Origin of the sequence: Ihuprevotella massiliensis (genome assembly GCA_900095835.1) — a bacterium.
In the GTDB taxonomy this organism is placed as follows: Bacteria; Bacteroidota; Bacteroidia; order Bacteroidales; family Bacteroidaceae; genus Alloprevotella; species Alloprevotella massiliensis.
Map to the genome: position 1 here is coordinate 84,915 of LT608321.1, position 22,337 is coordinate 107,251.

The 22,337-nt window shown below is 45.8% G+C and carries 17 protein-coding genes; 1 reads left to right on the forward strand and 16 read right to left on the reverse strand.

Going from position 1 to position 22,337, the window contains the following annotated elements; translation table 11 throughout:
* Positions 1 to 1,374: 1,374 nt before the first annotated feature.
* Positions 1,375 to 1,623, forward strand: coding sequence for a hypothetical protein (locus BQ2633_RS00425; RefSeq protein WP_141700096.1), 249 nt, complete (start codon positions 1,375 to 1,377; stop codon positions 1,621 to 1,623).
* A gap of 786 nt (positions 1,624 to 2,409) precedes the next feature.
* Here the strand turns inward: BQ2633_RS00425 and BQ2633_RS00430 are convergent.
* The 16 genes from BQ2633_RS00430 to lptB all read right to left on the reverse strand — a co-directional run bounded on the left by BQ2633_RS00430 (position 2,410) and on the right by lptB (position 22,284).
* Entirely contained in the window at positions 2,410 to 2,976 is a 567-nt protein-coding gene (locus tag BQ2633_RS00430; RefSeq protein ID WP_075564510.1) for an anthranilate synthase component II, read from the reverse strand.
* 58 nt (positions 2,977 to 3,034) lie between these two features.
* A complete protein-coding gene (gene trpB / locus BQ2633_RS00435) occupies positions 3,035 to 4,231 on the reverse strand; it encodes a tryptophan synthase subunit beta (RefSeq protein ID WP_075564511.1) in 1,197 nt (398 codons plus the stop codon).
* Positions 4,232 to 4,714: 483 nt separating this feature from the next.
* On the reverse strand, positions 4,715 to 5,266 hold the full coding sequence (gene bamJ / locus BQ2633_RS00440; protein WP_083233878.1) for a BamJ family beta-barrel-assembly machinery protein: 552 nt from the start codon (positions 5,264 to 5,266) through the stop codon (positions 4,715 to 4,717).
* A 9-nt stretch (positions 5,267 to 5,275) separates the two neighbouring features.
* Positions 5,276 to 5,536, reverse strand: a complete 261-nt coding sequence (locus BQ2633_RS00445; protein ID WP_009437568.1) for a hypothetical protein — start codon at positions 5,534 to 5,536, stop codon at positions 5,276 to 5,278.
* Positions 5,537 to 5,830: 294 nt separating this feature from the next.
* The gene (locus BQ2633_RS00450) at positions 5,831 to 7,489 is read right to left on the reverse strand and encodes an AMP-binding protein (protein WP_075564512.1); all 1,659 of its coding nucleotides are present in this window, start codon (positions 7,487 to 7,489) and stop codon (positions 5,831 to 5,833) included.
* 323 nt (positions 7,490 to 7,812) lie between these two features.
* The gene (locus tag BQ2633_RS00455) at positions 7,813 to 8,511 is read right to left on the reverse strand and encodes an RluA family pseudouridine synthase (RefSeq protein WP_075564513.1); all 699 of its coding nucleotides are present in this window, start codon (positions 8,509 to 8,511) and stop codon (positions 7,813 to 7,815) included.
* Between the two features lie 159 nt (positions 8,512 to 8,670).
* On the reverse strand, positions 8,671 to 9,417 hold the full coding sequence (gene fabG, locus BQ2633_RS00460; protein WP_075564514.1) for a 3-oxoacyl-[acyl-carrier-protein] reductase: 747 nt from the start codon (positions 9,415 to 9,417) through the stop codon (positions 8,671 to 8,673).
* Between the two features lie 38 nt (positions 9,418 to 9,455).
* The gene (locus BQ2633_RS00465; RefSeq protein WP_075564515.1) at positions 9,456 to 10,049 is read right to left on the reverse strand and encodes a TetR/AcrR family transcriptional regulator; all 594 of its coding nucleotides are present in this window, start codon (positions 10,047 to 10,049) and stop codon (positions 9,456 to 9,458) included.
* A gap of 329 nt (positions 10,050 to 10,378) precedes the next feature.
* Positions 10,379 to 11,191 carry a purine-nucleoside phosphorylase gene (locus tag BQ2633_RS00470; RefSeq protein ID WP_075564516.1) on the reverse strand — a complete coding sequence of 271 codons (813 nt, stop codon included), beginning with the start codon at positions 11,189 to 11,191 and terminating at the stop codon, positions 10,379 to 10,381.
* Positions 11,154 to 12,224 (reverse strand): tetraacyldisaccharide 4'-kinase, encoded by a 1,071-nt coding sequence (gene lpxK, locus BQ2633_RS00475; RefSeq protein ID WP_075564517.1) that lies wholly within the window; start codon positions 12,222 to 12,224, stop codon positions 11,154 to 11,156. The genes BQ2633_RS00470 and lpxK overlap by 38 nt, the downstream gene beginning before the upstream one ends.
* Before the next feature lie 74 nt (positions 12,225 to 12,298).
* Complete coding sequence (gene sppA, locus BQ2633_RS00480; protein WP_075564518.1) at positions 12,299 to 14,080, reverse strand: signal peptide peptidase SppA; 1,782 nt, start codon at positions 14,078 to 14,080, stop codon at positions 12,299 to 12,301.
* A 65-nt stretch (positions 14,081 to 14,145) separates the two neighbouring features.
* Positions 14,146 to 14,901 (reverse strand): exodeoxyribonuclease III, encoded by a 756-nt coding sequence (locus BQ2633_RS00485; protein ID WP_176720128.1) that lies wholly within the window; start codon positions 14,899 to 14,901, stop codon positions 14,146 to 14,148.
* 74 nt (positions 14,902 to 14,975) lie between these two features.
* The gene (murB, locus tag BQ2633_RS00490) at positions 14,976 to 15,980 is read right to left on the reverse strand and encodes a UDP-N-acetylmuramate dehydrogenase (RefSeq protein ID WP_075564520.1); all 1,005 of its coding nucleotides are present in this window, start codon (positions 15,978 to 15,980) and stop codon (positions 14,976 to 14,978) included.
* Positions 15,981 to 16,053: 73 nt separating this feature from the next.
* On the reverse strand, positions 16,054 to 16,899 hold the full coding sequence (locus BQ2633_RS00495; RefSeq protein ID WP_083233879.1) for a DUF4348 domain-containing protein: 846 nt from the start codon (positions 16,897 to 16,899) through the stop codon (positions 16,054 to 16,056).
* A gap of 170 nt (positions 16,900 to 17,069) precedes the next feature.
* On the reverse strand, positions 17,070 to 19,415 hold the full coding sequence (locus BQ2633_RS00500; RefSeq protein WP_075564522.1) for a prolyl oligopeptidase family serine peptidase: 2,346 nt from the start codon (positions 19,413 to 19,415) through the stop codon (positions 17,070 to 17,072).
* Between the two features lie 1,930 nt (positions 19,416 to 21,345).
* Positions 21,346 to 22,284, reverse strand: coding sequence for an LPS export ABC transporter ATP-binding protein (gene lptB, locus BQ2633_RS00510; protein WP_346047868.1), 939 nt, complete (start codon positions 22,282 to 22,284; stop codon positions 21,346 to 21,348).
* Positions 22,285 to 22,337 lie beyond the last annotated feature (53 nt).

The window sequence follows — 22,337 nt, forward strand, 5'->3', positions numbered from 1 at the left end:
TCAGATAGTAATCGCTCTAATCAATCGTAAAGGAACAGCGGGTATATTATCGTGGGTATCGTGAGTCGAAGTATTTGGCTACTGCATAAGGAGTCACAGCTAAGTATTACCAAGAGTCGAAGCGCTTGACGTAGGGTTCTCTATCATTTTCTTGACTGATAACAAAGGTAGACCCAAAAGCTGCAACTTTTCCGAAACTAAATCTTTACACTGCTGGGGCAAATTTCTTCTGAAAGTTTGGGATTTTCAAACTCTTTTATTACCTTTGCAACATCATCAAAGCTATTAGCTGTTTTGGCAACCTCAGCGGAATTGGACCGCTGTTTGTCAATGCAGCTGATAGCTTTGTTTCGTCTACAGCTACTCGCAGGCAGTCTTTATTTATCCAGTCCAAAATCCCCCTGCACGTTGTCTTTCGGATAATAAATGGCACGCTATTTACATCTACAGCTAATGCTTGACTGTCCTAGCCCTCTCGTAGTTTGTTGTCAGATTTGTTTTTTTCTTTTTCTTTTTGCTCGTCTCGATTATAATCTTTACCTTTGCCGTCAGACGATAAGCTTTGCGTAGGGTCGGAAAGGGCACCGACCTCCTCTGAGTCGCAATCAGAGGGCAGTATGAGGAGTTGCCCGTCCTCACGCTTGGCTTGTCGTCTTATTTTGTTTAAAACCATGCTCATAGATTAAGGGCGAATGTACTATTTCGGCTTTTCTTTGGCGCTGGACATTTCCAACAACACGAGCTTATTCTTCCCATTTGCCAAAGTTCCATTCTCGCTAAGTGGATTGCCCTGAGCATCTCTCTTCTTACTCTTGCGATAGAACTTAATGACGTTCAGAATTGATTTTTGTATCATGTTGGTGTGCAGTGTGTCGAAGTGTTGGCTACTGCATAAGGCGTCACAGCTAAGTATTACCAAGAGTCGAAGTGCTTGACGTAGGGTTATCTACCATTTTCTAGATTGATAATAAAGCAAACCGCAAGGCTGCAACTTTTCCAAAACTAAATCTTTACACTGCTGGGGCAAATTTCTTCTGAAAGTTTGTTTTTTTCAAACTCTTTTATTACCTTTGCAGCATCATCAAAGCTATTAGCTGTTTTGGCAACGTCAGCGGAATTGGACTGCTGTTTGTCAATGCAGCTGATAGCTTTGTTTCGTCTACGGCTACTCGCAGGCAGTCTTTATTTATCCAGTCCAAAATACCCTGCACGTTGTCTTTCGGATAATAAATGGCACGCTATTTACATCTACAGCTAATGCTTGACTCTACATACGAATGTTTGTCGCTAGAAAATTGCAATAAAAATGACTAAGACTTGCCCTGTTATTTTGGAGTATGTATATTTGCATCACACACCCTAATGACAATAGCAATGAAGAAGATTGAAACGATATACGACCACAACGTAACGCAAGAAGAGCTGAGGAAGATAAACCCTACGCCTAAAGAAAATTATCTAAAGACAATCCCTCAAGATGTGGCATATGGAGATTTAGCTTGGCTTTACTTTCTTCGTGAAGATAGAAAGAAGATGATGTTTTATGCAGATAGAATGTCTGCTGGTATGAGATTTGAACTTTTGCAAATGATCGAATATGTGGCTTCTCTAGTTATTTCTTGAGTAGAGCTGTAAACCCAACTCTTACAGAAAGGTTGTATACTAACTCATTAGCTTTCTCCTAGCTGAACCTACGCTAGCGTAAGATTGTGTATCTTCGCGTAGCAAATTTCTTTGGTTTGAAGCGCTGCCCCCAGTCATTCCGCCTTGTGTGGCTGATGGGGTGGGAACATTTACAGAGGCGGTCTCTGTAGCAGGAGCCACACTCGCGCCCTCCTCCCAAAGTAATTCTCGTCTTACTCATACAATACGGCTGAAGTCCATCGTTGGATTTCAGCCGTATTCTTATTTGGAAGAGTATTGCTTTGATAGATAACAATAATTCTAAAATATTTGCGTTGTGAAATGTCGAATTTAACGCGGTCTATGAAGTTTTTTTCTCTTTGTGGGCGATTATGCGATTCTCAGGGCATTGATTTTAATGGTATGAGGGAGGAAAAAAGCTGTTTATCGCATTGGCGTGAAATTATGTCGGACGTATTGGAAAAAACTTCCCACGAAATCAAAATTTTGTCGGACGTTTTTTGGAAAAAGTCCAACGTTTTTGGGTGAAACTCTGACGAAACTAACACAAAATGCCATGAAAATAGAGAATTACTCCCCTAAAATTAGGGAATCGGGTAGATTTGTGCTTAAAACGGGGAATCTTTTCATCGTTTTTCTCGGAGATGTTTCGATTTCTCTTTCTTAGATCGCTCCCAATGATGGTCGTTTTTGAGTCGCGATTTTAACTAAGTAAATGTGAAAAAAGAAGGTCTTGGTGGAATACTACCACAACTGACCTTCTCCTTAGGAAAGAGAAAGCCAGTTGTCTATAATTTCTGCTCCGAAAGGTGTGAGAATACTCTCAGGATGAAACTGTACTCCACGAATATTCAGGCTTAGATGTCGAAAAGCCATAACCGTGCCATCGTCAGCGCGGGCAGTGACTTCTAAAATCTCTGGTAGAGGTTCGCTGACAGACCAAGAATGGTAGCGACCCACTGATATTTCATCTGGAAGATTAGCCCACAAGCCATCATCTGTGAGAAGATGACAGCGGCTTTCTATGCCATGCAGTGGCTGTTCGTGTTGAAATAGCGTGCCCCCATAGCATTGGGCAATGGCTTGGTGACCCAGACAGACACCGAGCATGGGGATTTGTCCTGCGGCACGACGAATGAGGGGTAGCAAATCGCCTGCTTCTTCTGGTAAACCAGGACCGGGAGACAGCAGAAGATGGGAGTATTCTGATAAATCGACCTGCGCCACTTCGTCATTGCGCAAGATGGTGACTTCAGCCCCCAACGCTTGCACCAGATGTGCAAGGTTATGGACAAAAGAGTCGTAATTGTCGATGAGCAAAACGTGCTGCATATCAATAGGTCTAGAGATGAGATGAGTTTTAAACAAAGAGACAAACCAGAAATGCTACTTATTCTCCTAAAATCTCAGCATTGTGAGCGAGATAAGTCGAGATGTCTTTATCACCTCTGCCACTCACATTGATCACCACTACATCTTCTGGTTGGAAGTTGAGATGAGGTAGAAGCGCGAGTGCGTGGCTACTTTCGAGAGCTGGTATGATTCCTTCAAGACGTGTGAGTTCAAAAGCTGCACGAAGCGCTTCGTCATCGTTGATAGACAATACTTGAGCACGATTTTGGTCGGCAAGATGAGAAATGAGCGGACCGATGCCAGGATAGTCCAAACCTGCTGAAATGGAATAAGGCTCTTGCACTTCGCCTTCAGGAGTTTGTATAACAAGTGTTCTGCTGCCATGCAATACACCTTCTGAACCAATGTTGATAGTTGCGGCAGTAGATCCGCTATCTTTACCAAGTCCGCCGGCTTCACCCAATACAATTTTGACGCGCTCGTCGTCGAGATAGTGATACATGGCTCCTGCTGCATTAGAACCTCCGCCGATGCACGCCATCAAATAGTCAGGGTGGTCGCGACCTTCCTTTTCCATCAGTTGCCCTTTGATTTCTTTGCTAATGACACTTTGAAGGCGTGCTACCATGTCGGGATAAGGATGAGGACCCACAGCAGAACCGATGAGATAGAACGTATCTTCTGGACTTTCACACCATGCCATTAAGGCTTCGTTTACGGCGTCTTTCAAGGTCTTGTTGCCACTCTCGGCAGGCATTACTGTGGCTCCAAGCATGCGCATGCGTTCCACATTGACGTGTTGACGTTCCACATCGATGGCTCCCATGTAGATGCAGCATTCCATGCCCATGAGAGCGCAAGCCGTAGCTGTTGCAACACCATGTTGTCCAGCACCAGTTTCAGCAATGATGCGCTTTTTGCCCATACGTTTGGCGAGCAAGATTTGCCCCAAAGCATTATTGATCTTATGCGCCCCAGTGTGGTTGAGATCTTCGCGCTTGAGATAAATCTTTGCGCCATATTTCTCACTGAGGCGACGAGCAAAATAGAGGGGACTAGGACGACCCACATAGTCTCTCAAGAGTTCGTGAAACTCGCGTTGGAAGTCTTCGCTTTCGATGATGGGAAGATAGGCTTCTTGCAGAGCCTCGATGTTGGGTTGCAAGACATCGGGCACGAAGGCACCGCCAAATTTACCGTAAAAACCATTTGAATCAATATGGAAAGAAGTCATAAGTCGTTGTTGTTGAAGAGATATATGATACTCGGAAAGCAGGGCTGCAACAGTTGACGTCGGGACTGTTGCGCGCAACTCACGACAAAAAAGGCTTGCCGTGAGTAACGACAAGCCTCTGTATTTCGACGATGATGGACGAACAATTAGGGTGTGCGATGTCTAACTCACGATATTACTATCTTGAGTGCGCCACCAACCCTTATTGTTGTTTTGTTGCATCATTGTTGTTTACGGTCGAATTGTGATTTGATTTTGCAAATGTAATGCAAAATGGCGAAAAAGCCAAGATTCGCAGAGATTTTTTCTCCCAAAGTGGGGGAATTCAGAGAAAATAGGCGCTTTTAGTGCGTATTTGCCGTCATTTTATCCATGAAAGTCATGGCAAGTGCGGAGATGATGAAGACAAGGTGAATGGCTATTTGCGCTGCAATGTGCTTGGGTTCTACATCGTGACGCACAAAACTCTCGAGCCAGTGTCGGTTACTCCACTGATTTCAGTGAAATCTTGAAGATGAGGGTGGAGTAGGGGGGAATGTTATTGGTGCCGTTCTCGCCATATCCCAGATATTGTGGGATATATACTTCCCATTCATCGCCCACATGCATTGCCTTTAGGGCAATTTGCCATCCTGCAACGACGCCACTGACAGGGAAACTAGCGGGTTCTCCGCGTTGGTAACTGCTGTCGAAGATAGTGCCATCGATGAGTTTGCCTTCATAGTCCACGGTCACCATACTGGTGGAAGTGGGTTGTGCACCATTTCCAGCGCGAAGCACCTTGTAAAGGAGTCCACCACCGAGCGATTGTACACCGGGTTCTTTGGCTTTTTGTGCCAGAAATGCTTCCTCTTTTGCCATTTGGCGCGCTTCGATGCTATCGTTTTCTGCTGTAGCTGCGGCAGCGTCATGAGCTTTGTTCTGATTGGAGCAACTCGTGATTGTTGCTGCTGCGGTGAGTATGGAGCCAGCTAAAAGAAGATTACGGTTGAAGTGGAAGACGGATTGAGTCAAATGTGCAATGAATGTGAGCATAATAAGAGTTTAGAATGCGGTGACAGCAGCTACGAGTCCGAAGATGATGCCAGGAGCATTAGCGAGAGCTACGGGCCAATCGCGACGTTCTTTGAAAAGACCATAGCTGACCCAAATGATACAGTTGATGCATGCCATCAAAGGTTGAACCCAGTCACCTTTTTGTCCATTGAGGTTGTTGAGAATCGTGTTGATGTAGAACACGTACATGAGAACTGCAGTAATGGTGCCAATGACACCCATCACTTTTTCAAATTTAGCTTTATCCATATCTAACAAGTTTTGTGATTGTGTACGCATAGGGTCTAAAATCCATTGCACACAGAGTTGAAGAGAATTGTAAGTGTTGTAATAAAGTACGCTCTTTCGATTGCAAAAGTAAAAGAAAGCGCTGAAAACACCAAAGAATTGTAGATGTTTTCAAACTGATTGTTATAAAAAATCCTCAACTTCTCTGTAAATGGTCCAAGTTTTTGACGCAAAACATGGAGGTACTTCAGTAAAGTTGAGGACCAATGGTTCTTCTATAGGTCAGATTAGAAAAAATGATGCAATACAGGGTTGTTATTGCTCATTTTGACGAATCTCGACACGGCGAATTTTTCCACTAATTGTCTTGGGGAGCGCATCGACAAACTCGATGAGACGAGGATACTTGTAGGGAGCTGTTACGCGTTTGACGTGCTGTTGGATTTCGCGTACAAGATCTGGACCAGCTTTTTCCTTATATTCTGGGGCTAAAACAATGGTAGCTTTCACCACCATGCCACGAATGTCATCAGGCACGCCAGTGATGGCGCATTCCACTACAGAGGGGTGAGTCATAACAGCACTTTCCACTTCAAATGGTCCGATGCGGTAGCCCGAACTCTTGATAATATCGTCGGTGCGGCCCACAAACCAGCAATAGCCATCCTCGTCGCGATAAGCCATATCGCAAGTGTGGTACAGTCCGTCGTGAAGCACTTGTTGGGTCATGGCTTCGTCACGATAGTATCCACGGAAAAGACCGAGGGGATGACTACCATCTTCGGGCATGCGAATGACGATTTCTCCCTTTTCGCCGACTCCTGCAGAACTACCATCGGGGCGAATGATGTCGAGGTTGTAGATGGGATTAGGGATACCCATCGAGCCTGGACGTGGTTCTACCCATGGGAAGGTGACAATGAGCGGAGTCGTCTCTGTCTGCCCGAAGGCTTCGGTCATCTTCAAGCCTGTGCCTTTTTGGAAAGCCTCAAAAACAGAAGGATTTAAGGCTTCGCCAGCTGTAGTCGCGTGTTCGAGTGCGGAGAGATCGTAGGAAGACAGGTCCTCGCGCACCATGAAGCGATAGACCGTTGGGGGAGCGCAGAAAGAGGTGATGCGATAGTCTTGAATGAGTCGTAGCATGGTGGCTGCATCAAAACGTTCGTGGTCGTAGACAAAGATGGCAGCCCCGATGATCCACTGCCCATAGAGTTTGCCCCACGCTACCTTAGCCCAGCCTGTGTCTGCTACGGTGAGGTGCAAACTGTCTTCGTGCAACTGCTGCCAATACTTGGCGGTAACGATATGTCCGAGGGGATAAGCGAAATTATGTGTCACCATCTTAGGGTTGCCTGTTGTACCTGAGGTGAAATAGAGGAGCATGATATCGTCGTTGCTATTGACGGGCGTAGAAGGTCGCATAAAAGGAGCAGCTTCTTGCAAACCACGATGGAAGTCGTGCCAGCCATCTTCTGGAGCATCAATGGCGATGCGATACTTCACGGTAGGGCATAGTGGCAGGGCAGCATTTATTTTGTCTTGCATCTCGTGCTCTTCCGTGCAGATGATAGCACAGATGTCAGCAGCATTGCAACGATATTCAATATCCTTGGGGGTGAGCAAGTGGGTGGCTGGGATGGCTACGGCACCAATCTTGTGAAGTCCTAGAATGGCAATCCAAAATTCGTAGCGACGTTTGAGCATGAGCATTACCATGTCACCACGACCGATGCCTATGGATTGGAAGAAGGACGCTGCGGCATCGGAGAGTTGTTTCATCTCTCCAAAGGTGAAGTCATGATGACGACCATGTTCGTTGACCCAGCAAAGCGCGCGTTTGTTGGGAGCTTGGGTAGCCCATTTGTCTACAATATCGTAGGCGAAGTTGAAATTATCGGGGACGTGTATGTGGAATCCTTTGGCAAACTCCTCAGTGTTATAGAAGTTTGTGGCATTGAAATACTTTTCTATCATAGTTGTAGTAATAAAAAAGGCACTATCCAAGTCATCGACGAGGATATTGCCATGAATATGTTCGGAAGTATGAAAAACAGCCGCAGTAATGCGATAAGTTTAGGGGGGAGAAGCTAGTCGTTTGTCATTGGACAATTCTAGCTAGGGAAGTATTTGTTGTCATGTAGAACTACAAATAGTTTAGTGCTAGTTGCTGCGGAAACATGGCTAGATGTTTCAGTAGCAAATATACGAAGAAATGGAGGCCCTACCAAGAAAATCATACTAAAAGTTGATGAATTGTGTCCTTTTGGTGGATTGTGTGCTGTGAAAGTAGAAATCTTCTATTCGAATGCGCGCCAAATACTTAGACTTTGTGGGTAGGGTGCTGAGATGCTAATCAGCTGTTTTGACACGGGATGTACGAACTCTATGTGATGCGCATGAAGACAGATACTACCATCGGGATTGGAACGTGGAGCCCCATATTTCAAGTCACCACGAATGGGGTAGCCCACTGCGGCTAATTGACAGCGGATTTGATGATGACGCCCTGTGTGGAGATTGACTTCTATGAGTTGAGTGCGGTCACCAACTTTTAAGATGGTGGCATCAAGACTGGCACGCTTTGAGGAAGGGACTTCGTGAAGATGCGCATACGCCTTGTTTTGTCGCTCATTGCGCGTGAGGAAATGAACCAAATTGGTGGGATTGCCAATAGATAATTGCGGCTGACCACTTCGTGCTAATGGTTCCTTGGAGGTGATGGCATGATAGGTCTTGTGTACTTGTCCCAGACGAAACATGTCATTGAGACGCGAAAGTGCTTTGGAAGTGCGTGCATAGACTACAACACCGCTGACAGGGCGGTCGAGACGATGCACTGTGCCCAAGAATACTTCACCAGGCTTCGCATATTTCTCTTTGATGTAGGACTTTACGGCATCTGCCAATGTGGCATCGCCCGTCTTGTCGCCTTGCACGATTTCGCCAGCGGCTTTGTTTACAATGATAATATGATTGTCTTCGTAAAGTACTTCCATGAGAATGTGAGTGGGCTGTCTGATGGTTAATAAGTTTGCCTTGATGCGGCATAGAGGTTGGCTTGTTGTAAGCGTGCACTTCAAAGGAAACCAATAAGAAAGTGCCGAGTAGCTCCGAAGGAAGCCACTCGGCACTATAAACTTTTTTGGGGGATGAAATTAGGTGTTCATACCACCGTCTACCTGGATCACTTGACCAGTGACATAGGAAGAAAGGTCAGATGCGAGGAATACAGCTACATTAGCCACGTCTTCTGCTTGACCGCCACGACGGAGAGGGATTTGCTTCATCCACTCCTTGCGCACCTCTTCAGAAAGTTGGTGAGTCATTGCTGTTTCGATGAAACCAGGAGCAATAGCGTTAGCACGAACACCGCGGCTACCCATTTCTTGAGCTACACTCTTGGCAAGGGCAATCATACCGGCCTTAGAAGCTGCATAGTTGGCTTGACCAGCATTGCCGTGTACACCTACGACACTTGACATGTTGATGATAGAACCGCCACGTTGACGCATCATGATGGGAAGACAAGCGTGGACGAAATTGAAAGCAGACTTCAAGTTTACGTTGATTACAGCATCCCATTGAGCTTCTGTCATGCGGAGCATCAGACCATCTTTGGTGATACCTGCGTTGTTGACCAATACGTCGATGGTGCCGAAATCTTCGTGAATCTTCTTCACAACTTCTGCAGTTTCTTCAAAGTTAGCAGCGTTGCTGGCATAAGCCAAGCACTTCACGCCTTTTGCTTCGATTTCTTTGCGAGTTTCTTCACCTGCTTCGTCAATAACGAGGTCGGTAAATGCAATGTTTGCACCTTCTTCTGCAAACTTGAGAGCGAGAGCCTTACCAATGCCGCGAGCTGCACCAGTGATCAAGGCTGTTTTTCCTGTTAAGAGTCCCATATTTTGATTGGATATTTATGGAGATAATGATTATACGATTATTGGGCTACACCGACACCTAGGGCACGACTGATGAGACGTTCTACTACCACTACACTTTCTTCCATGGAAAGCCCTTGACCTAAACGATCGAACATGAAAGGCACTTCAATACCTTTAATGGCGTAGTGGATGACGTCGGCAGTGAGATTGACATGATCTATTTTGAAAATGCCTTTTGCCACACCTTCTCGCAAGATGCTACGCAGTGCGTGAAGTTCTTCGAGGTCAAACTTACGTCGCACGCGTTCTACTTTGTGGATGTCGCTGAAGAACTCTGCGCGAAGTGAACCGTTGCGCTTCACCACATCTTCGATGAGATGAAGGTGGGTGTAAATAATCTTCACTATTTTCTCCTGTGGATTGATGGAGAGGTTCACCACTTTGTCCATCTCTTCGGAGAGATGCTCCAGTTCGTCTTCGATGACAGCATAGTAGATGTCTTCCTTACTACTAAAGTAGGTGTACATCGTGCGTCGCCCTTTTTGAGAAGCTTGAGCAATATCGTTCATTGTGATGCCATCAAATCCTTGCTTGGCAAAGAGTTCACGAGCAACGGTAATGAGTTTCTGACGAGTTTTACTGATAGACATGGCTGGGTGTCAATGAATTTCTGGTGCAAAGTTACGCATTTTTTCTAGAAGTGTGCAGTTTTTGTCTTGTTTTTCCTCGATGGCGATAAATTACTTGCGAGATGCAAGGAGGGATGGCGTTCTTCTGAAGGATAAATGGGTTAAGATGGTGGGGATTTCGTTAGGCTGACGCTTGATGGTAAGAGTTTTCTACAGCGTTGTTGCTGGAAACAGAAAGTTCCCATGGATGTGAAAGGGAAAGAAAAGCATTGCACCTTTTGCGGAGGCTTTTGCGAAAGCTGCCAACAAGAGGTGCAATGCTTGAGCAGGAGAATGTGAAAACAAGAAGATTAACAGCTTCGTTTGATCATTTCACGCATGAGATCTGCCATAAGGGGTTGCACGGCATTTGCTGCAATTTGTACTTCTTCGTGGCTTACCTCTACAATCTTGCCTTCTACGCCAAGGTCGGTGATGATGGAGATGCCGAAGACACGGATGCCTGTGTGGTGCGCTACGATAACTTCGGGCACAGTGGACATGCCGACTGCGTCGCCACCCAATCGATGATACATACGATATTCTGCGGGTGTCTCAAAAGTGGGGCCTTGAGTGCCTACATACACTCCCTCGACGTGGCGGATGCCTTTTTCTTTTGCTATGGTGCGAGCCAACTGGAGTAATTCTGGATTGTAGGCTGCACTCATGTCGGGGAAACGGGGACCTGTGGGGAAGTTCTTGCCACGAAGTGGGTGCTCGGGGAAGAAGTTAATGTGGTCGGTGATAAACATAAGGTCGCCAATGGCAAAATCTGGGTTGACACCTCCTGACGCATTGGAAACAAAAAGGGTATTTATGCCAAGTTCGTGCATCACACGAATGGGAAAAGTGACCTGTTTCATGTCGTAACCTTCGTAGTAGTGGAAACGTCCTTGCATGGCAAGTACTTCTTTGTTGCCTAAACGTCCGAAGATGAGGCAACCAGAGTGTCCTTCTACAGTGGAAACAGGGAAGTTGGGAATATCGGCATAGGGGAATTTTTCAATGACTTCGATTTCTTCTGCCAAACGTCCAAGACCGGTGCCTAAGACAATGGCTGTGTTGGGACGAAGCGAGGTGTGGGCTTTAATCCACTGTGCGGTTTCTTGAATTCGAGCTAACATAACGCTGAATAATCTGTCGCAATGCTTCCGATTGTTCGAAAAGCACTTGCACGGTTATGGGAATAGGTTTTATTTTTTTTCGTATGTTTTGGGGCAAGTTGAGCTGCTCCAATCGTACGGCATCCTTTTCGGTAGTGAAAATGGTAGAGTAGTGTGTGCTTTGCTCAATGATGTGAGCGCAATCTGCTGCAGAGAAATGATGATGATCGGCAAATGCGAGGTGTTTCACACGAATGCCTTGTGCTTCTAGATGCCTCACCAATGGGCTGGGGTTGGCAATACCTGTGATGAGGAGGGCTTCTTTTACAGCAGGAAGGGGAGGGTAGCCAATGGTGGTGAAGAAGATGGGAAGTTCTTCTTCGGTCGGCTTCAGAGGATGTATGGATCGCAGCACAGCGGATTTTGCATTTTGCTGAGTGACCGACAATGTCTGAGGACACTTTGTGACAATAATCACGTCGGCTCTAACAGCTCCTCTAGCATTTTCACGCAAGCGACCTGCTGGTAATAAGCTGTCATTGTCGTAGGTATGCGAATAGTCAGTGAGCAGGAGGTTCAGACCAGGCGATACGTAACGATGTTGGAAAGCATCGTCAAGAACGATGACCTCGGGCGGAACATCGAGTTGTAGCAAGGTTTGTATGCCGATGGCACGCTTCTCGCAAACTGCCCCTATGAAATTCCGTTCGGCGAAGTGGCGAAAGAGCTGAAGAGGTTCATCTCCAACCTCGTTTGCGATGCTTGTGGGGCTGATGAGACGAAACCCCCGCGTCTTTCGTCCGTAACCACGAGACAAAACGGCAACACGCTTGTCCATTTGCAGTAATTGCTCCACAATCCACTGCGTGTGTGGAGTTTTTCCCGTACCACCTACAGCGAGATTGCCAACTCCGATAATGGGGATGTTAAATCGCTGTGTCGGGAGATGTCCATGGTCAAACGCCCAATTACGCAGTCGCGTCGCCCCATCATAGCACCAAGCCAAGGGGAGGAGGAGCGTGTGCAATAGTTGTTGGGCGAATGTTGCTGACATAGAAAAGGGAAAAAGGGGAGTCTTACTGAAGAATCTCTGAGAAGTGGGAAAGTAGGTATAAAGAGAGGGACTACTTATCTGAAACTGATGGTGAAGGGTAAGCGAGCCTGCATATAATTATGTTGATCCACTTGATGGAGCATCTGCAAGGGCTCGTAGTATTCTCCAAGTGCTGTGCGAATCTTACGTTCCATATAGTCGTCAGTGTTCGCGTTAGCTTTGAGATTCTCCAGCCAACTGGGTGCAACTGGATAGTTGTCTACTGAGTAGTCTTTCGTTTTAGCCAGTTTTGCGGCATAATCAATGGCTTGGCCGAGATTGCCGAGTTGATCCACGAGACCAATCTTAAGGGCTTTACGACCTGTCCATACACGACCTTGTCCAATATTGTCGACTTCTTCGACAGTCATTTTGCGCCCTGCAGCCGTACGACCATCAGCAACGCGCTTGAGGAAGAGGGCATATCCATGGTTTACGTGTTTCTGAAGGGCTGCTCCTCCCATTTCATCGATGCGAAGCCCACGACCGCCGAAATCTGAGGCGCGGTTCGTTTTAACAACATCAAAGTTTAATCCGAGCTTTTTTGTGAGCAACTCGCTTGCCTCTGGAATCATAGCGAAGATGCCGATGGAGCCTGTGACAGTTGTGGGATCGGCAAAGATGCGTTGTGCCCCACAAGCCATGTAGTAGCCACCAGAAGCGGCAACACCGCCCATGGAAACGACTACGGGTTTCTTTTGTTTGAGGAGTTGGATGGCGCGCCACATTTGCTCGCTGGCATAAGCAGAGCCACCTCCGGAGTTGATGCGAATGACTACAGCTTTTACGTCCTCATCCTTGGCAAGAAGGTCGAGATCATTGACTACTTTGTCTCCAACAATTTCTTCACTTCCGCCCATCAAGGCGCCAGTTCCTGCTACGTCAACGATGTTTCCGCTTGCATAATACACTGCAATGTGGTCTTTGCCTTCTTGTTGCACCAATGCAGCAAGTGTACTAGGCTCAACCATGGTCAAGTCGTTGCCCACGCGTTGTTGAAGTTGTGCGCGTACTTGATCAATATAGGTGAGGTCATCAACGAGCTTGAGCTTTTTATAGTCCTTCGCATCGGTAAGCATGATATAACGATCTGCATAAGCGTTGAGGCTATCAGGAGATAGTTTGCGTGAAGCTCCTACAGTAGCACACATGTCTTTCCACAAACCTCCTATTAACTCTGCCATTTGCAACCGATTAGCTTCACTCATCTGCTTTAAAGTGAAGGGTTCTACCGCACTTTTGAAGGTGCCGACTTTGAAGACTTGGGCTTTGATGCCAAGTTTTTCCATAAGTCCTGTGTAGAAGGTGGTTTGTTGTGCAATACCGTGCCAATCTAGCATACCACTAGGATTGAGCAACACTTTGTCTGCTACAGAAGCTATGTAGTAAGCTCCTTGGGTGTAGCTATCAGCGTAGGCAATAATCCATTTCCCACTCTTTTTGAAATCAACTAATGCTTGACGTAATTCTTCGTTGGATGCAAAGTCGGATTGCAATGCTCCACCTTCAAGGTAAATACCTTTGATTTCTTCGCTTTCTTTTGCCACTTGAATCGCATCGAGTAGCACGTCTAAGCCTTGAGTGCCTGTAGCACTATTGTTGCCCAACAAAGAGGCTAGTGGATTCTCTGCTGGTGCTTGGTCGACGAGTGTACCGCTAAGCGATATCTTTAAGACTGAATTGTCAACCACTTGGGGCTGTTCATCACCCGAAGCGATGATGGCACCCAACATGACAAAGAACATGATGCAGCTGAACAAGCTGACCACCATAAAACCAACGATGGTGGCGAGAACGTATTGCAAAAACTGTTTCATAGAAAAGGTGTAAAGGATAGATATGTGGGATAATCCTAGATAATTATCAGAATATTATCTTGATTTTATTCGATAACTAGTTCTACGGGGCAGTGATCACTGCCAAAGATTTCTTGATGGATGCCTGCAGATACCAGTTTGTCATTGAGCCGTTGCGAGGTGACAAAATAGTCGATGCGCCATCCTGCGTTTTTCTCACGTGCTTTGAAACGATAGCTCCACCAAGAATAACTATCTGTGAGTTCGGGGTAGAAGAAACGATAGGTGTCTGTGAAGCCTGCCTGTAGAAGTTGGGTAAACTGATTGCGCTCTTCGTCGGTAAAACCAGCGTTTTTACGATTGGTCTTGGGATTTTTCAAGTCAATTTCTTGGTGCGCCACATTGAGGTCACCGCAAATCACAACGGGTTTGTGTTCATCTAGCTTTTGAACGAAAGCGCGGAAAGCATCATCCCACGTCATGCGGTAGTCCAAACGGCGCAAACCATCTTGAGAGTTAGGTGTGTAGACTGTGACCAGATAAAGATTTTCAAACTCAAGTGTGATGACACGTCCTTCATGGTCGTGTTCTTCAATACCAAGTCCGTATTGTACGCTCAGAGGTTTGATACGCGTGAAGATACAAGTGCCGGAGTAACCTTTCTTTTCTGCGTAGTTCCAATAGCTTTCATACCCATCAAAGGCGATATCTATTTGACCTTCTTGCAATTTTGTCTCTTGAAGGCAAAAGCAATCTGCATCTAGTTTGGCAAAACTTTCTTCAAAACCTTTTTCGCGACAGGCACGAAGTCCATTAACATTCCAAGATATAAATTTCATTATAGAGTTTTCTGTGTACCTATGTATATAGGGAAAAGGTGAGTATTAAGAGGATTTATAATACGAGGCAGAAGTTTTTAGAGGAACATGACCTCTGGATGTAGCGAAATGCCGAATTTCTGCTCTACATCTTGCTGAATCGTTTGTGCCAGATGGGCGACTTCTGCTCCTGTGGCTCCTCCTTTGTTGATGAGCACTAGGGCTTGTTGGGGGTGTACTCCTGCATTGCCTAATGACTTTCCCTTCCATTGTGCTTGTTCGATGAGCCATCCTGCGGGAATCTTCACACCATTAGGCATCGAGTAGTGTGGCATATTGGGAAATCTCTCCAACAAATTTGCTGCAACTTCAGGAGACACAATGGGGTTCATAAAGAAGGAGCCGGCACTTCCTATGACTTTGGGGTCAGGGAGTTTAGCACTTCTGATGTCGATAATAGCTTGTCGTAAGTCTGTTGCTCGAGCCTTTTCCAGAGCGATGCCCAAATCTGCCAATTTTTGTGGGACGGATTTGTGAGAAAGAATAGGAGTAAAGACTTTCTTCAAGCGAAAGGTAACGTGTGTGATGATGTATTTGCCACGCCATTCCCCTTTGAATTCACTGAAACGATAGGCATAGTGGCACTCATCGTGGAGGAGGGTGACTATTTGTTGTGTTGCAACTTCTATTGCTTCGACTTTAATGATTAAATCTCCAGCTTCTACACCATAAGCTCCTACATTTTGGACTGCCGATGCCCCAACTTCGCCAGGTATGTGAGATAGATTTTCAAGTCCATAATAGCTATGGTCAATCATGGTCGCAATGAATGCATCCATATCCTCTCCAGCCCCCACGCAAATGTCTACTGTCGCATCAGTTTCACTGACTTTTTCCCAGCCTTTGATGCCGCTATGCAGAATAATCCCTTCAAAATGTGGATGAACAAAGAGAAGATTACTTCCAGCTCCAATATGCAACCAGGGTTGTCGGTTGATTTTGGGGAGTAACCGTTGAATTTCTTCTACAGAAGTGTACTCAATAAATTCATCGCAGGTAGCAGCAATGCCGAAAGTGTTGTGAGCTGTGAGAGAATAAGCCATATCTCAAGCAAGTTGAGGGAAAAATGTAAAGAATGTGTGAGAAGGACCTGGTAATGACGCTAGGCTAATCGGATTAGTTTTCGATTTGTGTGAGCATCCATTCACCATTTTTCTTTTTGAAAGTTAGTGAGCTTGCCATACCTCCAGAGAGGGAAGAGATGGAAAGGATGCGCAGCTTCGAATTCTTGTAGGTTTGTCCGTAGAGAATGTTGGTGAGCTGAGAATGGGGAAGCTCAGGAGCAAAGTCTTTCCATTGAGCTGAAGAGATAGTTCCACTAATGCGTTGGAAATTATCTTCATCGTAGGTCGAGAACTTTATAGGTTCCGCTACGTGTGTCTTTTGAAAATCGTCGTCAGTAGCAAAGTGATGATAGAAATTATAGAAATCGCTATTCACACTCTCCTCCATCGGTTGTTCATTGAGGGAGGTGAGCATCCATTCTCCAGATTTTCGCTCAAAACGATAGCTCTTGACACGCTGAAGCTCCAAGTTTAATTCTTCCACAACCACATTACGAACAGACGTGTCCTTAGACATCTTCGTACCCTTATGGCTATCGAAAATAAGTGTGTAAACCTCATGAGCAGAATACATGCGATCGAATCTCCAAGCATTACGAGAGATATGCTTCAATTGTCCGTCTATAGTGTAGGGGAGTGGGAAGCTGATGCGTGAACGTTGGAATTTACGATTCTTCATAAAGGCAAATGCGAAGTCGTCAAAAAACTCATCGGCCTTTTTTGGGGGAGCAATAGTGTCTTGCTCCTCCACTATGGAATCGTTTTCGGTAGTTGTCGTGTCAATCTGGCTGGTATCTGCAGTCGCAACGGCTTCGGTAGGGACGTCATTACGATGCTTACATCCCCCCATCAGAAGGATAGTACCTGTGGCTGCCAAGAAGAGCGAATGAAACTTCATAATCGTTTTTATATATGGTGACAAAGATACACAAATCCTAGAAATATACAAAAAGAAAAGCGAGGCTTTTTGACCTCGCTTCTCGTTTTCTGTGGCTCTCGTTGAGAGATTGTATTTTAGTTGTGGATTTGTTCGACCTGATAGTCCTTAGGGAGTATAGGAAATCTTTCTTATTCAAAGCCCAACTGCTTCCACCAAGCATCGTTGCCTTGGAGATATTTTTCAAACCATGCCATGATTGCGTCTTGCCATTCATTGCGCTGTTTGTAGTCTGTGACAACGTGGTTAGCTCCTTTGATTTGGATGTAGCTAACGGGGCGCCCCAAGATACGAAGTGCTGTGAAGAGTTGTTGACTTTCTGTGGTGGGTACATTCGTGTCTGAAGTGCCGTGCAACAACAACAGAGGAGTGTGAATCTTATCCGCATTGAACAATGCCGATTGTTTGGTGTAGAGATCGGGATTATTCCAAGGATATGAACCATATTGTGCCGTCTCGCCATAGGTGTGTCCCCAGTATCCACCGCCCCAATAGGACGCAATGTTGGAGATACCTGCGTGACTTATGGCTGCTGCAAAGATGTTGGTGCGGGTTTGCAGATGTTCTGTCATAAAACCACCATAACTCGCTCCCATACAACCCACTTTTGCGGCATCAACATAGGGATGTTCTTTCAAGAAAGCCTTGGTACCTTCTATAATATCGTCTGCCGACATTTTTCCCCACGTGTTAATATGGCGGGCTGCGAACTCTTCTCCATAGCCCGTGCAACCAGAAGGTTCAACCACCAAAACCACGTATCCCATATTAGCCAATACTGAGAGAGGATAGTGCGATTCTAAAGCGCGCGTGACGGGCATGCAACCGCCATAATAATAAACAATCATGGGGTATTTGCGAGTGGCATCAAAGTTACTGGGAAGGTGATAGAATCCTTCTACAACATCTCCGCGAGAAGTTGTAAATTTCCAAGGAGTGCAACTTGCAACAACTCGTTTGCCAAAGGCTTTTGGGAAAGATACTTCACCAAAAGGTTTACAGTTAGGGGCTGTATTGGTGAGTTCTGCCAAATAACCATTTCGCGAGGTTGTTCCTGTTTGTCCGAAAAACGCAATACGTGGTTTGTGTGTTTGCGACATTGTAAAACCTTCTACAATGGTAACAGGCAACTTCAAGCGTGTGCGTTGTCCATTCTTGGGATTGATGCGCCAAACTGTTTCGTCATATCCGTCGGCACATTCTGCATAAATGAAGCCATCTCCTGGATTCCAATCAGCTCGGCTCACAGAAGGTTTGAAGTCTTTGAGCAAGGCTGTAGCTTTGCGCGTGGCGCGATCAAACAAAAACAAGCGTTGGTCGAACGATTGCGCCACTTGTCCTTTGGGAAGGCTACTGCCAATGTCATCAAAGGCGGAAGGAGAGCCTTCAAACAGAATTTGTTTGTCGTCGGGGCTATATTGTCCGTTACCCAACCAAGGTTGATCTACGAGCAAGGTATCTATTGTGCCCTTTTCGAGCCAAATCTCATAAACATTCTTGTGGTTGAAAGGCTTTCGAGTCAAATCGTGGATATTTTGACTCACGAGAATGCGTTGTCCATCGTGAGAAATGTCGTTGAGGTGTACATCTTCTTTGGTAAAGGTCAAACGTCGTGTAGCGCCTGTACTCAAGTCCACGTAGTAGAGTGCACTTCGACTGCGCCAACCTGCCTGACGGTCATCGGGGGCTTTGAGTTGTTTGAGCACCCCTTCGGACTCTTGAACATCTTCGTTGATAAGGTAAATGGCAAATTTACCATTGGGAGACAATGCCATCGTTCCTTCTGGTAGATTTGTGGCTAAAACTTTCGTTTCCAGGGTGACTGGGTCAAGCGACATGAGTTGATTGTCGCCGTCCTCCTGTGTTTCGTAATAGAGTTTGTCTTGCCCGTCTATCCATGTCCACCTTTCATACTTATCACTGCGATAGATGGTATGTTGGGTATGGAGGTCGGTAAGAACAGTGCGATAATCGTTCTTTCCTTCGTGATTGGTTGTATAGTAATAAGTGAGAAGGTAGCGACCAGAAGGCGACATCTTCATACTATAGAAGCGTTCACCGTGAAGCATATCATCAAAAGAGAATGCTTTGGGCTTAGAACTGTTCAATTCTGCTTTTGCCAAATCCTTACCGACAAGACAAACGTCAAATGTGTCGCGTGCACTAGCTGGAGAATAGGTGAGCAAAGCGATTTCTGTACGACCAGGGCGCAAGAAAATAGTATTATCACTCTGGGGAACGCCGTTGACGTAAGTGTCAAAATCTTTCAGCTTCTTTGTTGAAACCTGTGCTTGCGTCCATCGTTGTACATCTACCGTAAAACGAATGCCATTGACACTGTTGGAATCGATGGCTTCTCCTTGTTGTACAGTGCGCGTGGGACGAAGATTTTTGTTTTTTACGAGATGAGTATTCAAATCCTTTACCTCATCTTCTTCATAGCTTTTACCGTCAGAGTTTACAGAATCTTCCCACACTGGTTCCTGCAATTGAACAGGGCCATAGAGTTGCGCGGAGGTNGGTATTTGCGAGTGGCATCAAAGTTACTGGGAAGGTGATAGAATCCTTCTACAACATCTCCGCGAGAAGTTGTAAATTTCCAAGGAGTGCAACTTGCAACAACTCGTTTGCCAAAGGCTTTTGGGAAAGATACTTCACCAAAAGGTTTACAGTTAGGGGCTGTATTGGTGAGTTCTGCCAAATAACCATTTCGCGAGGTTGTTCCTGTTTGTCCGAAAAACGCAATACGTGGTTTGTGTGTTTGCGACATTGTAAAACCTTCTACAATGGTAACAGGCAACTTCAAGCGTGTGCGTTGTCCATTCTTGGGATTGATGCGCCAAACTGTTTCGTCATATCCGTCGGCACATTCTGCATAAATGAAGCCATCTCCTGGATTCCAATCAGCTCGGCTCACAGAAGGTTTGAAGTCTTTGAGCAAGGCTGTAGCTTTGCGCGTGGCGCGATCAAACAAAAACAAGCGTTGGTCGAACGATTGCGCCACTTGTCCTTTGGGAAGGCTACTGCCAATGTCATCAAAGGCGGAAGGAGAGCCTTCAAACAGAATTTGTTTGTCGTCGGGGCTATATTGTCCGTTACCCAACCAAGGTTGATCTACGAGCAAGGTATCTATTGTGCCCTTTTCGAGCCAAATCTCATAAACATTCTTGTGGTTGAAAGGCTTTCGAGTCAAATCGTGGATATTTTGACTCACGAGAATGCGTTGTCCATCGTGAGAAATGTCGTTGAGGTGTACATCTTCTTTGGTAAAGGTCAAACGTCGTGTAGCGCCTGTACTCAAGTCCACGTAGTAGAGTGCACTTCGACTGCGCCAACCTGCCTGACGGTCATCGGGGGCTTTGAGTTGTTTGAGCACCCCTTCGGACTCTTGAACATCTTCGTTGATAAGGTAAATGGCAAATTTACCATTGGGAGACAATGCCATCGTTCCTTCTGGTAGATTTGTGGCTAAAACTTTCGTTTCCAGGGTGACTGGGTCAAGCGACATGAGTTGATTGTCGCCGTCCTCCTGTGTTTCGTAATAGAGTTTGTCTTGCCCGTCTATCCATGTCCACCTTTCATACTTATCACTGCGATAGATGGTATGTTGGGTATGGAGGTCGGTAAGAACAGTGCGATAATCGTTCTTTCCTTCGTGATTGGTTGTATAGTAATAAGTGAGAAGGTAGCGACCAGAAGGCGACATCTTCATACTATAGAAGCGTTCACCGTGAAGCATATCATCAAAAGAGAATGCTTTGGGCTTAGAACTGTTCAATTCTGCTTTTGCCAAATCCTTACCGACAAGACAAACGTCAAATGTGTCGCGTGCACTAGCTGGAGAATAGGTGAGCAAAGCGATTTCTGTACGACCAGGGCGCAAGAAAATAGTATTATCACTCTGGGGAACGCCGTTGACGTAAGTGTCAAAATCTTTCAGCTTCTTTGTTGAAACCTGTGCTTGCGTCCATCGTTGTACATCTACCGTAAAACGAATGCCATTGACACTGTTGGAATCGATGGCTTCTCCTTGTTGTACAGTGCGCGTGGGACGAAGATTTTTGTTTTTTACGAGATGAGTATTCAAATCCTTTACCTCATCTTCTTCATAGCTTTTACCGTCAGAGTTTACAGAATCTTCCCACACTGGTTCCTGCAATTGAACAGGGCCATAGAGTTGCGCGGAGGTTATGCGAAGGGTGTCATTGATATGGGTAGAGTCCACTTTCGTTTCTACCTTTTTCTTCTGAGAAGAGTCTGCTGACTCTGCGATAGCTGCATGGCTGTTTGTAGCAGCCGTCGAGACAGTATTAGAGGTGGTGCGTGTGCCTATAGCGCAGAGTGGTGCAGTGCACAGAGCTAACACAAAGAGAGGTAAGATAGGTTTCATTTGGTATTATGTATGAATCATTTTCCTTCGCGTTGTTCAGCGATAAGTTGGAAATTCTTTTTGCGGAGTTTGAAAGAGTGGGTCAAATAGCGATCACGCACAATTTCGTTGGCTGCCAGTTCTTCGGGGCTACCATGAAAGAGGATTTTCCCTTCAAAGAGCAAGTAGGCGCGGTCGGTGATGCTCAAAGTTTCTTCAACATTGTGGTCGGTGATGAGAATACCAATGTTGCGGTCCTTGAGTTTCCAGACAATATATTGAATGTCTTCTACCGCAATGGGGTCGACTCCTGCAAAAGGTTCGTCAAGCATAATGAATTTGGGGTCGATGGCCAAGCAGCGAGCAATCTCTGTACGGCGACGTTCACCACCAGAAAGTTGGTCACCCAGGTTTTTGCGCACTTTTTGCAAGCGAAACTCTGAAATGAGCGACTCTAGCATCTCACGTTGTTCCTCGCGTGACTTGTTAGTCATCTCAAGTACTGAGGAGATGTTGTCTTCCACGCTCATCTTGCGAAACACGGAGGCTTCCTGTGCCAAATAACCAATGCCGGCTTTGGCACGCTTGTAAACGGGAGCTTTGGTGATTTCTTTTTCTCCCAAATAAATCTTTCCTCCGTTGGGAACGACCAATCCGGTTGTCATATAGAAAGAAGTCGTTTTACCTGCTCCGTTGGGGCCAAGCAATCCTACGATTTCTCCTTGGTGCACTTCGAATGAAACGTCATTAACAACGGTGCGCTTACCATAGCGTTTCACCAAACCTTCTGTGCGCAACACGAGTTTTTCGGTCGTGATTTCGGGAATTAAATCATCAGAGTTTTCCACCTCATTCAAATCTGTGATGAGGTCTATGCTGTTGTTTGACTCAAGATTTTCGTTATCCTCGAGGAGTATATCCTCTTGCATGGTGTCAAAGGACAAATCTTGTGGTGCGTTGATGGACTTTTCTTCCATGGTGTGCGTGATTGATGAGAGAAAAAGAGGCAGCAACTCTTGGGATTCTCGGT